Source organism: Vibrio echinoideorum (genome assembly GCF_024347455.1).
GTDB lineage: Bacteria > Pseudomonadota > Gammaproteobacteria > Enterobacterales > Vibrionaceae > Vibrio > Vibrio echinoideorum.
Genome location: NZ_AP025486.1, coordinates 15,624 through 32,329 on the forward strand (window position 1 = coordinate 15,624; position 16,706 = coordinate 32,329).

Consider the following 16,706-nt stretch of genomic DNA (forward strand, 5'->3'; position numbering starts at 1 on the left):
CTGTTTATTGGCAACTTACTGCAACATAAGGAAATCCCCATGTTTAAGAGCACCCTAAATATTGCTGTCGCGATCGTCTGTAGCTCTCTTGTAACCTTAACGGGTTGCGAACCAAAAGTGGCTCAATCTCAAGTTATTCAACCATTAGAAACCCCCATCGTGATTGAACATAATCTAGGTCAAACCGTGATTTCAAATCGACCTCAGCGAGTGGCAGCTCTCGATATGAATGAAGTGGATTTCTTAGATCAGTTAAACGTACCTATTGCAGGTATGGTGAAAGATTTTGTACCCCACTTTTTGGCAAAGTATAAAAACACTCCTGACATTTCGGACCTTGGAGCAATCGTTCAACCCAACATGGAAAAAATCTATGCTCTTAAACCCGATCTAGTTTTGATGACCCCACTGCACGCCAATCAGTATGAAGAACTGTCTAAGCTCGCACCAACGGTACACTTTGATATTGATTTCCGTAACAGTCATGGGCATCACGTCGACATAATCAAACAGCACGTTATTGATCTCGGTGAAATCTTTAATAAACAAACACTCGCTCAAAAGAAAGTGGCTGAAATCGATGCCAAGGTCGATGAGGTTCAAGCCTTGACGGCCGAACGCTCAGAAAAAGCTTTAGTTGTGATGCATAACAATGGCGCTTTTAGCTCATTTGGTATCGAGTCTCGATATGGCTTTGTCTTCGATGTACTGGGTGTAAAACCTGCGAGTACTGAAATTGCAGCCAGTTTACATGGCCAGCCTATTTCCAGTGAATTTATTAATCAAGCCAACCCTGACATTCTTTACATCATTGATCGCACAGCGGTCATGGAAGGCAAGCCGGTTATTGATGCGGAACATTTGGCAAACCCTCTTCTTCGACAAACCAAAGCATGGAAAAACGGCAAAGTAATATTTGTCGATGCTGACGCCTGGTACATCACTTCTGCCAGCATCACATCACTGAAAATCGTGATTGACGACATTATAAAAGGTTATCAGAGCTAGATTTCAAAACAATAAGCTAGACCAACGTAGTCCAGCAAAAAACCGTCACTGCTTTCCAGTGCGGATGTGAGCCAGCCTAAAACAGGATAAAAAGGAATCAACCATGACTCATCAGGTAGCGACCTGTCATAAAAAACAATCATTTAGTGGTAAACCAACTCTAAGTCGTATCGCTCTTTTGGTCGCGTTTCAGATCAGCGCGTCTGCATTGCCCATCAGTATCACTCACGCTGAAGAGCAGGCCGACGAATCTATCACCGTTTACGGCCAAGCCAATGAGGCGTATGCGGCAGGTAAAATCTCAAAGGCGAGCAGCATAGGGATGCTCGGCGATAAAGACTTCCTAGATACCCCATTTAATGCCATTGGGTACACAGACAAACACATTCAAGACCAACATGCACAAGATATATCCGATGTAATATCCGCGTCTGATCCTTCTGTTTTTACCAGTGGGGAAACCGGGTTAAACAAAGAAAGCTTTAAGATCCGAGGTTTCAGTTCGGATATTGGCGATGTTATGTTCAATGGTTTATATGGAATCGCTCCTTACTATCGTAGCTCTCCAGAGATGTACCAACGCATCGATGTACTGAAAGGCCCGGCTTCTTTGCTTAATGGTATGCCACCGAACGGTTCAGTTGGCGGTTCGATCAATTTGGTGACTAAACGAGCTCAAGAAGCACCAATCACATCCTTTACTGGCACTTATATGTCGGATTCTCAATTTGGCGGTCATATTGATATTGGTCGCCGTTTTGGTGAAAACGAACAATTTGGGGTTCGTTTTAATGGGGTTTTCAGAGATGGGGATGCGTCAGTTGATGGTCAAAGTCGTAAAGCGCAACTCGCATCGCTGAGCCTTGATTGGCGTAATGATATTGCGTTGATTGAAGCTGATTTATACTTTAGTACAGAGCGAGTTGATGGTGCCAATCGAGGTTTGAGCATAGCTTCTGGCGTTGACGTCCCGTCCCCCCCTTCGTCAGATACCTTACTCAGCCCTAGTTGGGCATACAATGACAGTGAAGATAAAGGCATGATGATTCGTGCTGAACTGGATTTGAGTAATTCCGTAACAGCTTACGGTGCTGTGGGTGCCAGTCGTACAGACTTTGATTCTAATGTACCACAAAGAGTTAAAATCATCGACGACAGCGGAACTCTTGAGGTGTCTCTTGGCTCCGTTAAGTTAGAAAGCAAACGCACTTCCGGTGAGGTAGGGATTCGTAGCAGTTTTGACACAGGGCCTATAGAGCACTATTTGGTGCTTAATAGTACCTACTTTAGAGAAGATAAAAATGATTCTCCGACAGGGAACAATAATCCTGAGTCCTGGAATCCTAATATATATAACCCAGTGTGGGGGCCTGAAGATTCCACATATGACAACTATTATGAATTACCGGTCGATTCCACACAGATCAGCTTTGGTGTAGCCGATACCTTATCTTTAGCTAATGGCAAATACCAACTCACATTAGGTTTACGTCATCAGAGTATTGATTATGAATCAGGTGTTACTTGGAATGGAAATGCTTTTCCTACCACAAAGCTTAAGGAAAGTACCTACACACCGGCTATTGCTGCGTTGTATAAAGTTTCTGACTCAGTTTCTCTTTACGGTAACTATACCGAAGGCCTAACAAACGGAAAAACGGCAGGCTCGGGGGCCGCTAACGTGGGTGAAGCGTTTGAACCACAAAAAACCAAGCAAACAGAAGCCGGCTTAAAGCTCGATATGAACGACTTTGCTCATACTTTTAGCTTGTTTGAGATCAAAAAGCCCAACGGATACCAAGACCCAGACACTAACATTTACTCTTTTGGTGGCGAGCAACGTAATCGAGGTATTGAATGGGGGTTCTACGGTACGGTGTTAGAGGACTACACGCTGACTGGTGGTATCGCTTATACCGACGCAGAGATCACTAAAGCAACAGATGTCACGACTGAAGGAAAGCAAGCGACTAAGCTACCCGATCTTCAAGCTAAGTTAGCATTGGAATGGAACCTACCAGTGATGCGTCAACTTACTCTTATTGGTCAAGCAAATTACATGTCAGAGCAATATATTGATGCACAAAACACTCAATCACTGTCTGCACAGACTATTTTTGATTTAGGTGCTCGCTATAACTCTACCATCGCCAATCAAAGTGTCATTTGGCGTCTTGCGGTCAACAACGTAACCGATGAAGCATATTGGACTACCACCCATTACGCTAGCCTTGCGTTGGGTGCCCCTCGTACGGTGATGCTATCTGCTACAGCGGATTTTTAATCTCGGTCAATTTTGCCCTTGACCTTTCTGGTTAAGGGCATCGTCTTCCCCTTCCCCCCATTTGGCTTTTTATGAGAATTTAGAATGAATCAAAATGAACATCCCTTCGCTTTCCCTGAGACAAAATTACCTTTAACCTCCAATCAAAATTGGCAGTTATCAACCCAAAGACAGCGTACTGAAAAGAAATCGATTACCAATTTTACGTATCAGGAATTTGATTACGAAAACATTTCGAGGGATACATTAGAACGCTGCCTCACAACAATAATTAAGCATCACCCAATATTCGGAGCTAAGCTCAGTGACGACTTCTACCTCCATTTTCCGAGCAAAACTCACATTGAAACCTTTGCAGTTAATGACTTAAGTAATGCCTTAAAACAAGATATTGATAAACAGTTGGCCGATACGCGTTCTGCAGTAACGAAAAGCCGCTCACAAGCGATAATCTCTATCATGTTTAGTATATTGCCAAAAAACATAATCAGGCTTCATGTACGCTTCAACTCAGTTGTTGTAGATAATCCAAGTGTTACGCTTTTTTTTGAGCAGCTTACTCAGTTATTATCGGGAAGTCCCCTTTCTTTTTTAAATCAAGAACAGACTATCTCCGCATACAATCACAAAGTTAATAATGAGTTGCTTAGTGTTGATCTTGAGTCCGCAAGATGGAATGAATATATTCTAACACTACCTAGTTCAGCAAACCTTCCCACAATTTGTGAACCCGAAAAACTGGATGAAACCGATATCACTCGCAGGTGTGTGACGCTGTCACAAAGGAAGTGGCAGCAGTTGGTTACTGTTAGCAAAAAACATAATGTCACACCGGAGATAACTCTTGCCAGTATATTTTCGACCGTTTTATCACTCTGGGGGCATCAAAAATACCTCATGATGAGATTTGATATCACCAAAATCGATGACTACACGGGCACCATAGGCCAGTTTACCGAACCTTTATTAGTGGGTATGTCCGGCTTTGAGCAGAGCTTTCTTTCTCTTGTTAAAAACAACCAAAAAAAGTTCGAAGAAGCTTATCATTATGACGTTAAAGTACCTGTTTTTCAGTGTGTTAATAAATTATCTAATATTTCGGATTCTCACCGTTATCCTGCTAATATCACTTTTTCTAGCGAGCTTTTAAACACAAACCATAGCAAAAAAGCTGTATGGGGATGTCGTCAATCAGCCAATACTTGGCTTTCTTTACATGCTGTAATCGAGCAAGAACAACTTGTCTTACAATGGGACAGCCAAGACGCAATCTTCCCAAAAGACATGATCAAAGATATGTTACATAGTTACACCGATTTATTAGACTTACTCAGCCAAAAAGATGTCAACTGGGCACAGCCTTTACCAACTTTGCTGCCAAAACATCAGGAGTCCATACGCAATAAAATAAATCAACAGGGAGACCTAGAACTAACTAAAGAACTCCTCCATCAGCGTTTTTTTAAAAACGTAGAGTCCACCCCTAATGCTCTTGCGATTATCCATGGTCAAGAGTCATTAGATTATATAACTTTAGCAAGCTACGCCAAGAGTTGTGCGGGTGCACTAACCGAAGCTGGAGTAAAATCAGGAGACCGCGTTGCTGTCACTATGAATAAAGGCATTGGTCAAATAGTGGCAGTATTGGGAATATTATATGCTGGGGCTATTTATGTTCCTGTCTCTCTAGATCAACCACAAGAAAGGCGGGAAAGTATTTATCAAGGTGCTGGAATTAACGTTATTCTTATTAACGAATCAGATAGTAAAAATTCCCCTTCAAATGATCTTTTCTTTTTCCTTGACTGGCAAACAGCGATAAAGAGTGAGCCAATGCGTAGCCCTCAAGATGTCGCGCCAAGTCAACCAGCCTATATTATCTACACATCAGGCTCAACAGGAACCCCTAAGGGAGTGGTGATTTCTCACCAAGGCGCTCTTAATACATGTATCGCGATCAATCGACGTTATCAAATTGGGAAAAATGATCGAGTATTGGCTCTTTCAGCACTACATTTTGACCTTTCGGTATACGACATCTTTGGCCTACTTTCTGCCGGCGGCACTATCGTATTAGTCAGTGAGCTTGAAAGACGTGACCCGATTGCTTGGTGTCAAGCAATTGAGGAGCATAATGTCACCATGTGGAATAGCGTCCCAGCATTATTTGATATGTTATTAACTTACGCTACTTGCTTTAACTCTATCGCTCCCTCAAAACTCCGTTTAACCATGCTTTCGGGAGACTGGATTGGATTAGATTTACCGCAGCGTTATCGTAATTATCGTGTAGATGGCCAATTTATTGCGATGGGAGGAGCCACCGAAGCATCGATATGGTCAAACGTCTTTGACGTAGAGAAAGTTCCGATGGAGTGGCGCTCTATCCCTTATGGCTATCCTCTACCTAGACAACAATATCGAGTTGTCGATGACTTGGGGCGAGATTGCCCAGATTGGGTAGCTGGCGAACTTTGGATTGGTGGTGACGGTATCGCACTGGGGTATTTTAACGATGAATTGAAAACGCAAGCTCAGTTTTTACATATTGATGGCCATGCTTGGTATCGTACTGGTGACATGGGCTGTTATTGGCCAGATGGTACTCTTGAGTTCTTGGGGCGAAGAGACAAGCAGGTCAAAGTAGGAGGTTACAGAATTGAGTTGGGAGAAATCGAAGTTGCACTCAATAATATACCGGGGGTGCAGCGTGCGGTTGCTATCGCAGTGGGCAATAAAGACAAAACTCTAGCAGCATTCATCGTTATGGATTCGGAGCAAGCACCAATAGTTACAGCGCCGTTGGATGCAGAAGAAGTTCAACTTTTGTTGAACAAACAACTGCCTAACTACATGGTTCCCAAACGCATAATTTTCCTTGAAACCTTCCCCCTAACCGCTAATGGTAAAGTCGATCATAAAGCTCTAACTCGAATGACTAACCGAGAAAAGAAAACATCTCAAAGCATAAATAAACCTATTATTACTGCGAGTGAAGATAGAGTAGCCAAAATTTGGAATGACGTTCTTGGCCCTACAGAACTCTATAAATCGAGTGATTTCTTTTTGTCGGGAGGAGATGCATACAACGCAATAGAGGTAGTCAAACGTTGTCATAAAGCTGGCTATCTAATCAAGCTATCAATGTTGTACCGTTATTCTACGATTGAAGCTTTCGCTATTATCATGGACCGTTGTCGATTAGCACCTCAGGAAGAGGCTGAGTTATGAGCCCTTTAATCAAACTTGCAGCCTCTTCGAGGCTGCATGATGCAACTCATTATGTTTTATGCCCTTTTGCAGGAGGTGGTAGTGGTGCATTTAGACACTGGCGTACATTATCCCTTGAAAATGAAGTGATTTCGGTAATGCTTTATCCTGGTAGAGAATTTCGTATAGACGACCCAACAGTCATAAACATCGGCACATTAGCAGAAGAAATGATCCAAGCTTTAAAAACCTGTAATCAACGAATAGAAGATACGATCATTGTCGGTCATAGTATGGGCGCGCAAGTGGCGTATGAAGCAAGTAAAAAACTAGTAAATCAGGGGCTATTTCTGAAAGGGCTGATCATCTCTGGTTGTCAAGCTCCTCATATCAAAGGGCGAAGGTTACTAGGTGAATGCGATGATAAAACCTTTATTCATAATCTAGTCGAGATTGGAGGGTGTGATCCAAGTTTAGCTAAAAGTCCAGAGTGGTGGCCGATATTTCTGCCAGCTTTGAGGGCGGACTTTACGGCTACAGAACAGTATATTTTCACATCACTTCCAAATGATAAGGAAGGCCTTCCTATCCCAACTCTATTGATTTCAGGTGATCAAGATAGAGAAGCTAACTTTTCAGAAATAGAAGAGTGGAAACTTTGGTGTAATAAAGTCGTTGATCATTTAGTGGTCGAGGGCGGGCATTTCTATATAACAGAGCAACCTCAAATGATGCTTGAATGCATCCGGGCTTTATCAACCGAAACGACTGCCTAATACTAAGGTTCGGTTGATAGATTTTTAGACAAACAACTTCAAACGACAAGGGTATGCATTTAAGCAATGCATACCCTGGGCTTTTCGATCAACACTATTACTTGGTTTCCGGAATTCCATAACTCTGGAATGCTGAACTTTCTGGCAATCGATAAATTTGCTTACCTAATACTTGGTTAATAATAGAAGCGTTTCTGTAAGCACCCATCCCAAGATCTGGACCACCAACCCCATGTTGGAAAATCTCCGGATTTTGTACAAAGACACGCCCAACACCTTGGTCACAGCGTTGAGCTATAAAATCTTTTTCAACAATCAAGTCTCCATGTTCATCTGTAGCCAAGACTGAACCTTTTAGATCATTCAACCACTTAGGCCATTGGTGAGCATATCCTGTGGCACAAATCACTGCATTAGTACGGAGGTGAAAAGTTTGCTCTTGTTGCGATTGGTAACATTGGACTTCCATCTCCTGGTTATTAACAGATATAACCACCTCGTTGACTTGACTATTTGAATATAAGCTAAGCCCTGGTGAACGCCCACCAATAGAACGTTCGTATAGCAAATCAAAAATCTCAGCGATAGTGTACCCACTAATCCCTTTGTAAAGCTGTCCTTGACCTTCTACGATACTGCGACGTTTTTCACGCGAAAGAGTATGGAAATAATGCATATATGCAGGAGTAAAGCATTCTTGTCCTAACTTAGAAGCCTCCATTGGATGGAAACCAGCAGAACGAGTTACCCAGTTGACCCTTGCCCCGGCTTCTATTTGTTCAAGAGATAAATCACGGTATAAGTTGAGTACACACTCAGCGGCACTTTGACCGGAGCCAACTACGGTAACACTATTACACTTGGCCAGCTGCTCTCGCATGTGACCAAACCTAGCGGAATGTTGAACCAAAGAGTGATTCGTACTTTTTGCCCATTGAGGTAACCAAGGGATGGTACCGACACCAATAGACAAGTCTCGGCTATATCGCGTCTTAACTTCCCCTTCGTTTAACTGACTCTGAATAGTAAAGCATTCAATATCCTTTAAGTACTTTACATCTACAACAGTTTCACCATAAGCACAATTTTCTAATTTACCTGCAGCCCACTGGCAGTAATGATTGTATTCGCTTCTTGGCACTAGAAAAGTTTCGTAATAATAAAATTGGTATAATCTGTCGTGTTGTTTGAGGTAATTTAAATAACTTAAAGGGTGAGTTGGGTCTGCCATAGTGACAAGGTCAGCTAAAAATGGAACTTGCAATGTTGCGCCCGGAAGCAGCATCCCGCTATGCCAATTGAACTCTTGTCTACGTTCGATGAACTCAACATCAAGTTCAGGGTGATGAGAAGTTAGAGCTGCCAACCCTAAATTAAACGGCCCTATACCAACACCGATGATATCTTTTATTATTGTATTCACTATTTATCCTTGCTATGAGATTAAAATATTATAGTCATCAGGTGACCTAAACCTCAGGGATTGATTTACCCTAACAAGTCACCTTCTTTTGGAAAGTTCGTGTCAAATTTACAAACCAGCTTATATCTAAAAATCAACAACCTGCTGTAAAGCGAGATCTTTTACATCGTCAGCATTTCGGCAACGAATAAGTTGCATTACTGGCAAATCCACTTGCAACTCCTTATTGAGGTCTATACTGATTTGTTTAAGGTGACTAGGCCTTAGTCCCAATTGAGAAAAAGGTAGGCTGTCGCTGTCAGAATTATTTTTTTCTTTACCAATAACTTGGCAGTAAATATCAAAGATCTTTCGCTTAGTTAAATCAATGTCCCAACTTTCGTTTGGATCTCGATCTACCAACTCGATAACTCGAGACCGACCAATAGGTAATAGCTTATGCGACTGAACCACATATTGAGAAGTCTCAACCATGTGATCTAAAATCATGTCAATACGATCCAATATTGCCTTCACTAAATCATCTGCAACTGCTTCACTGGCATAATCAACACTGAACATGATTGAGCCTCCCGTAATTGCAACAAAACGTATATCCATTGCAACTTGTGGGGTTTGCGTCAAACCTCGTTGAAGGGTCATTGACGCATCGTCACTTAAAACTGGCCATGACAAGCCATTAGTAATGACGATTGGAAGAGCTGGTGCCGGCCCACACCGTTCAAATAGAACTCGAGCTAAATCGACCCCCGAAAAAGCCAAATGCTCAAGACCTTCTAAAGTATCTACCTGTAAAGTTTTTGCTCGCTGAAGAAAGTCATACTGATGAGCATTCCACTGTGTAACAATAAAACTCGACTGACTTGCATAATTAGCACTCGTCATTGGTAGTACGGGTACTGCAACACAAAGCTGACCATTACAGACATGAGAAGACAACGCCTCCATTGCAACCGACATCATCAGAGTATTTTTGTATAACCCCTCCTTCCCAGCAACACGAACCAATTTTTTTACAGTTTCTTTTTCGATTTTCAGACTCTGCCTTTGATATCGAGAGTGCGAAATTGATTTGAGAGGTTTATGCCAAGGGAAACACATCGACTTTTCAACAGTAGCCAGTTTATTCAGCCAGTACTTTTCATCCTTAGCCCGTGCACTTTGCACGTGTTCATGGTCCGGCTCAAAGTCAAAAGAGGGTATATATGGTGCCTGCTCATCAAATAGCTCCACTAATAAAGAAGCAATGGAGCGAGCATCAAGAATTAATGCATCAAAGCGAGAAAATACATAAGTATCTGTTTCAGAAAGAGAGAAGGTAGTGACATTCCATAACGGCTGATCTAGATCAAACATATTATGATTATATGTATATCTGAAACGAGCTAACTCTTCCTCTGCCTTATCTTTTTCTATGTGCCTTAAGTCCACATGTGCCAAATTAACTTGAGGACATTGACTTACCTGTAACTTAAGCGATTTACTATCAATAAATGTTCTCAAACAAGGGTACTTAACCACCATGGTAGATAACCGATGACGAATTGAAGAAGCAGAAAGAGTCCCTCGATGTTCCAAAGTTTCTTGCATTGCAACGCCACCAAGAGGCATTTGGGTCGTTCTGCCTAGTAAGTAAGCTCGCTGCATTGGAGTCAATTCAGACTCAAAATGAGAGAGGCAAACTAATTTAGGCTGCAAGTTATCTAATGGTGCTACTAGTAAGTCAGGAGTCGAAATAACGATTTTAGTTAAAGCGACAAAATTCTCAAACATTGCCGACGTCCATTCTTTAGGTAAAGCTTCTTGACGAACATCCCAATTGATCATGATTCCGCCATCAATACTCACAACTTGTGAATCAAGCGCTACATGTGAGCCTTGAGAAATCGTCCAGTTCATTTTGCCAAAATGTTTATGGACACGACGAGAAAATAGATTCCCACTAGGTAAATCAATCGCAGAAGTAAAGACGACCGGCGCTAACTGAGTGCAGCCATGATGTAAAGAAAGGTCTCTCATCATACTCACACCATCATATCGACTGTGGCCAAGTAAAAGTCCCATTTTATCTGCGACCGTATGACAAAACTCAAGGAGAGTCTTAGACTCTTTCATGTCCACACTAAGAACAACAAAATTGACGAAATCCCCGACTAAGCTTTCAGTCCCTTCAATGATTGGCGGTCGCCAAAATGTTGGGACGTTAATTCTAAATGTTTCATCTCCGGTTGCTTTACCTAATGTCCTGGCAAACAAGCCGAGCATCAAATTAGCTGGCGTAAGGTTGTTTTTACGAGCAAGAGTGATGAGATCAGTTCGCTGTTCAGCATCTAACCAGGCCGAATAATGGTGGCTTTCAGCTTTATTAGTATTGGGCTCTAAAAAAGGCAATGAAGGAGAAGGAGCTATATTATTCAAATTCGATTTCCACCACGCCCTATCGGATTTCCTCTGAGACTTGAGAATAGGGTCATTTTTTGCCATGCCATGCCAAGAAAAAAACGTCGGATTGTTCTTAACCTCGGAAGCTCCACTTTCGTAAAGCATCGCTAAATCCTCAATTAAAACTCGGCAACTATCTGGGTCAATAGCAATCATATCGCTATCAATATGTAAGCGGAATGCATTATCAGGTAATAAACTAACGGAGAATCTTGCAACTTGCCCTTGCGTCAGGTCAAGCATTTGATGAGCCCAGCTTTGTCTTTTTTCAATCAATGCTTTATGTATATTCTCGGGCGATAGATGAGTGAAATCTTCTATTTCTAAAAGAGCGTGATTAGGAACATCAATAATAGAACTTTCGCCTAAATGGTTTACTTTCAGCCGCAGCATTTCATGTCGTTTATATAAACTCCCTAATGCTGAGTTGAGTTTATCAATATTAATATTTTCGCCATCGAATTCGGTGTAAAGGTGAGATGCAACATTGCCTAGTTGCCCATTATCTTTTCTTCCAAACCAACATGCAGCCTGCATTGGTGTTAATTCACTCATCAGCTTTCACTTTGTTGACAATTCATTTGTTAGGCGCCATTATTTTGCAAACGATAATCATTTACAATAAAAACCTTATTATTATTAACTAGATAAGAGAAATACGTCACTTAACACGCTCTATTCAGGTCAGAAAAAATAAGAAACACCACCACATAGTGACATAGTCAGCAGTATGCATATCAGAAGCTTGACAAATGCAAAAGCAGGGGGTGACTGAAACATTCCCTAAATAGTTGGCTTTATTAAAAATGACCAAAAAAATATGATAATTATAAATAAGTTCAGAGCGCGTGATAATCACATGCTCTTTAGTCCATTTCGACAACGATTAATAGGCAACGTAATGAAGCTATCTAATGAGGATCTCTGTAAGCTTAATAAATTCTGGCTTTACTGTGAGGAAAACCAATATTTTAATGTTGGTTACCCTGAATCAGCAGCTTTTGATTACTCTATACTAGAAAAGTTTATGAAATTCTCCATCAATAATTGTGGTGACTGGCGAGAAGAGAGTAATTACAAACTAAACTCCTTCGAATTTGAGAAAGAAGTTATGCGTTTTTTCTCCCAATTATTTAAAATACCGTACAACGACAGTTGGGGGTATATATCAAATGGCGGTACTGAAGGAAACATGTTCTCGTGTTACTTAGCTCGTGAAATTTTTCCGACAGCTTACATTTATTACTCTGAAGAGACACATTACTCGGTAGATAAGATAGTTCGATTACTGAATATACCTGCAAGGAAAATACGTTCGCTTCCGAGTGGAGAAATTGATTATCAAAATCTAGTAGATCAAATCCAAAAAGACAAACAAAAGAACCCTATTATATTCGCTAATATTGGCACTACGATGCGGGGTGCAACTGATAATATACAGCGAATTCAACAAGATATCGCGTCAATAGGGTTAGAGAGAAATGATTATTATATTCATGCTGATGCAGCTCTCAGCGGAATGATCATGCCATTTGTAGAGCAGCCACACCCTTATTCATTTGAAGATGGTATCGACTCAATCAGCGTCTCTGGGCACAAAATGATTGGTTCCCCCATGCCGTGCGGTATTGTTCTTGCCAAGCGACATATGGTTGACCAGATTTCGGTAGAAGTCGACTATATCTCTTCACGGGATCAAACTATCAGTGGCTCAAGAAATGGTCATAGTGCCCTATTCATGTGGACAGCAATCAAAAGTCATTCATTCGTAGATTGGCAAGGTAAAGTAAATCAGTGCTTGAACATGGCTGAATATACTGTTCAACGATTCCAAGAGGTAGGAATTAATGCTTGGCGTAATAAAAACTCCAATACTGTTGTATTTCCTTGCCCTTCTGAGCCTGTTTGGCGAAAACACTCTTTAGCCAATTCGGGCAGTGTGGCACACATTATCACCATGCCACACCTCGATGGTCCGGATAAGTTAGATCCACTCATCGAAGACGTCATTTACGACTTGCTCCCTAACTACAACATCCTCAACGTCAGCGGTCAAAACTAACAACAATATTCTATCAACCTCATTTCAATAGGCTTTATATGAAATATCGAGAGAGCTCAATAAGCTCACCAAAACTCACTCTATCTCAACTTTGTGGGTTAACTAGGGTGAGAAAATGATAAATAAGATCAGCCAACATTACGTTACACCAGCCTTAATGCCAGCCTTAAGACCTTCATTAGCAAAACTTACTTTAGGGACTCTAAGTGAAATTTTTTCTGCAGTGGCAAAAATTGGTGCATTGCTATGTTTAATACAATTAATCGATGATCTATCTAACCAATGGGTTTACGGAGCCATCGGGCTTTGGATCTTTAGCGCATTGCTCTCATCTTTGTCCTCTTGGTTAGTACACAATGCTGAATCTCTATTTTCAGCAAGATTACGTCGTCAGGTGGCACAACACTTAACGCGCCTTCCAAGCAAGACTCTCTCTCGGTATGGTGATAATCAACTTCGCCGCTTGGTTTCAGAAGACATCAATACTTTACATCATATGGTTGCTCATCTGCCTTCAGAGTTTGTAACTTTCGCCATCGTTCCGGTAATGTCCATTACCATTATGCTAAATATGGCTGGTCCTATAGCGCTCTTAACCTTACTCCCTGGCCTTATTGCATCATTATACTACCTAGTCTTTCTGCCTAGATTCGCAGCTAAATATGGTGCAGAACGTATGAACATAATGGGAGAAATAGTCACCGCAGTAAATGACTACACCAGAGGAATTAGAGTTAACCGGGTTTATGGAACTCAATCAGGTGCGCTCGCGAGTTATCACGGGGCAACTCAACGCTTCACTAATGGCATTATAAAATGGGTAGGGAGTGTGGCACTTCCAGCTTCCATCGCTATAGCTTTACTTCAAGCAGTTTCTACTTTTGCTATAGCTTATTCAATTTCTTACCGACTAAGTCCATCAGCAATGGCTTCTGTGTTTTTTTTCGGCCTGGCTGTCGTTTCACCAGTATTAAAGCTTGGTCACGGATTAGACTATGTCACTGCAGGTAAGAATGCAGCTAAGAACATTGGTAAGCTTTTGAAACAAACACCTATAGGTTGTGGAAACGTCAATGTAGGTTCAAAAACACTTCCTTTACAGGCTTCAAAAATCTCGGTAATTAATGACACAACAACCATTATCGATAGCTTCACCCACTGCTTTCCAACAGGTTCATGCACTGCCATTATGGGACCAAGCGGCATTGGAAAAAGTACGTTGCTGCGTATTTTAGCCGGTCAAGAAGTACCTTATTCAGGAACCACCATGCTTGGCAGTTATAAACTGTCCACACTTACCGAAATGTCACGTCACATGGCGATACGTTATGTTCCTCAAGATATAGGGGTACTTAAAACGACAGTTAGACAGAACTTACAACTAACGGCACCAAATGCCTGCGATAGCGAATTCTTTGACGCCTTAGCTCTAGCCGAAGTAGATATTAACCTCGATTATGATGCCAGCCTTCTTTCTGGTGGCCAGCAGCAACGCGTCGCTCTAGCTAGTATATTTCTCAATCAAGCCAGCATTTTCTTGTTAGATGAACCAACGAGTGCACTTGATAAAAAAACAGCCTTATCCATCATGAAAAACCTAACTGAATTCGCGCAAAAAGAAAATAAAACCATAATCATGGTAACCCATGATGCAGAGCTAGCCCAACGAGCCGACTTTATATTGACACTACAAAAAAATGCTCAATTACAGGATGAAGAAGTATGACTTATCAAAATACCCCATCTTCCAAATCAAACATTCCCGCGAGCGCAAAATATCGTTTATACAGGGTGGGAGCTGGATGGGCGTTGGTTGCGGCACTCGAAGCCTTAACCTACACAGTTCTTGCACTATCATTGGTAAAACAAGCCCCGCCACTAGGTGTCATATCAGCAGCAATTGTCGCTATTTTGGTGACGGTTCTAGTAACACGAGCGGGGTTTATATCTGGTGCGCAATTAGCCGGAGATTTGTACTCGGCAGTCGGTCAATCTCTTAGTAAAGCAAAACTTTCTTGGTTTAACGATCAGCATCGAACGCAACTAACTCAACTTGCCGAACGAGGCATTCCTGGCTTTATGTCAATCCCAGCTCACCAATTACAAACATTTTTGCACACGCCATTAGTACCCTTATTCTTGATCGCTGGCATCGGAATCGTTGGGGGGGCAGATGTTGCACTAATCAGTGCAGTCTCATTGATAGGCGCATTGCTGCTGCAATACAAAGCACAGAATCACCTCAGTAACTCTGACAGCGAAAGACACAACGCTGATGTTCAAGCCACAAAATCAACGCTCGAGCTCATAGATCACCTTGATTTGCTTCGCTCAACGGCAGGACCTGAACGAGCGATAGAAAGGATTGACCAAAGTTGGTGTACACAAGAAAAAGTACATTCGAGAATCAACCTAACTGCATCCATGGCCACTTTAACCTCTGCACTTGCAACGGTCTTGCCTTTGGCCTGCGTCACTATCTACCTAGTTGTAGAAGGGGTTACCCAACCACTATTGATTTTGGGGCTGCTGATATTAATTACCAGAGCGGCTGCACCACTAGGAGAATTAGCCTTAGCTGGTTTCGCCATCAACGACGTAAAGTCCTCAATAAGAGATTACAACCAGCTAACCAATGTACCAACTCTACCTGAACCCAAACCGGAAAATGCTATTAGTCCTAATAACTACAATTTCGAACTAAATCATGTTGGCTATTTGGATCTTTTCAAGGACGCCAATGTAGAAATAGTACAAGGTGAAAAAGTTGTAATCAATGGCGTAAGTGGTAGCGGAAAGAGCACGTTATTAGGATTATTCTTAAGGTTTGATGACCCTAACCAAGGTCATATTTCGCTTGGTGGCATAAACCTCCAGAATATTCCATACGACATATTAATCCAGCACATCGCCTATGTCGCTCAGGATCCAATAATATTTACTGGAACATTGGCCGAAAATATTCGTTTAGGTAACCCAGAGGCAAGTAATGCTGAAGTAGAACTCTTTGCTAGGCAAGCGCAACTGAGTGAACTTATTGACTTATCAGGCGATGGAATAAACCAAAGTGTAGGCCAGAAAGGATCAAGGCTTTCTGGAGGGGAAAGACAAAGAGTCGCAATTGCTCGAGCTCTAATAAAAAAAGCACCTATCCTAATTTTAGATGAAGCCACCTCTGCACTTGATGAAGTAACCGAACAGAAAATAGCACAACAAACTCAAGCATTAGGTTCAACTGTTATTGTGGTAACACACAGAGACAAGAAAGTTTGGCATCCAACGCTAGAACTCACGATTGATAAACAAAGAGTCAATGTTCTTCGTCTTAGGACCAACAGTATACAAGATTACGAAAAATCGGCGGCTCCGCGATTAAGTAGAGCAATAAGTTCGAGATCTTTTTAAAAAAAATAATGCTAAAACTACTACTTATGGTGTTTATCTTTCGAATCCACATGCTGGCTTTAACCTTATAGTCAGCATCATCTTAAGAAACCATTA

9 protein-coding genes are annotated in these 16,706 nt (G+C 41.6%); 7 read left to right on the plus strand and 2 right to left on the minus strand.

Features of this window, described 5'->3' with window-relative positions; genetic code table 11:
* Positions 1-39 precede the first annotated feature (39 nt).
* From OCV36_RS25360 to OCV36_RS25375, 4 genes are all read left to right on the plus strand, one after another.
* Complete coding sequence (locus OCV36_RS25360; RefSeq protein ID WP_135459132.1) at positions 40-1,008, plus strand: siderophore ABC transporter substrate-binding protein; 969 nt, start codon at positions 40-42, stop codon at positions 1,006-1,008.
* Positions 1,009-1,111: 103 nt separating this feature from the next.
* Positions 1,112-3,292 carry a TonB-dependent receptor gene (locus OCV36_RS25365; RefSeq protein ID WP_135459131.1) on the plus strand — a complete coding sequence of 727 codons (2,181 nt, stop codon included), beginning with the start codon at positions 1,112-1,114 and terminating at the stop codon, positions 3,290-3,292.
* A gap of 84 nt (positions 3,293-3,376) precedes the next feature.
* Entirely contained in the window at positions 3,377-6,523 is a 3,147-nt protein-coding gene (locus tag OCV36_RS25370) for an amino acid adenylation domain-containing protein (protein ID WP_135459129.1), read from the plus strand.
* On the plus strand, positions 6,520-7,278 hold the full coding sequence (locus tag OCV36_RS25375; RefSeq protein ID WP_011154640.1) for a thioesterase II family protein: 759 nt from the start codon (positions 6,520-6,522) through the stop codon (positions 7,276-7,278). Before OCV36_RS25370 ends, OCV36_RS25375 begins: the two co-directional genes overlap by 4 nt.
* 97 nt (positions 7,279-7,375) lie before the next feature.
* Here the strand turns inward: OCV36_RS25375 and angU are convergent, their stop codons facing one another.
* Positions 7,376-8,704, minus strand: a complete 1,329-nt coding sequence (gene angU, locus OCV36_RS25380) for an anguibactin biosynthesis histamine N-monooxygenase AngU (protein WP_011154641.1) — start codon at positions 8,702-8,704, stop codon at positions 7,376-7,378.
* A gap of 123 nt (positions 8,705-8,827) precedes the next feature.
* Positions 8,828-11,698, minus strand: a complete 2,871-nt coding sequence (gene angN / locus OCV36_RS25385; protein ID WP_102442274.1) for a multifunctional 2,3-dihydroxybenzoyl-L-cysteine cyclase AngN — start codon at positions 11,696-11,698, stop codon at positions 8,828-8,830.
* A 346-nt stretch (positions 11,699-12,044) separates the two neighbouring features.
* On the opposite strand from angN, the gene OCV36_RS25390 reads away from it, so the two are divergent.
* The 3 genes from OCV36_RS25390 (at position 12,045) to OCV36_RS25400 (ending at position 16,610) form a co-directional block, all read left to right on the plus strand.
* Positions 12,045-13,205: a histidine decarboxylase gene (locus OCV36_RS25390; RefSeq protein WP_135459128.1), complete on the plus strand. Its 1,161-nt coding sequence runs from the start codon at positions 12,045-12,047 to the stop codon at positions 13,203-13,205.
* 115 nt (positions 13,206-13,320) lie between these two features.
* A complete protein-coding gene (locus OCV36_RS25395; protein WP_135459126.1) occupies positions 13,321-14,931 on the plus strand; it encodes an ATP-binding cassette domain-containing protein in 1,611 nt (536 codons plus the stop codon).
* Positions 14,928-16,610: an ATP-binding cassette domain-containing protein gene (locus OCV36_RS25400; RefSeq protein ID WP_102442271.1), complete on the plus strand. Its 1,683-nt coding sequence runs from the start codon at positions 14,928-14,930 to the stop codon at positions 16,608-16,610. Before OCV36_RS25395 ends, OCV36_RS25400 begins: the two co-directional genes overlap by 4 nt.
* Positions 16,611-16,706: the final 96 nt, after the last annotated feature.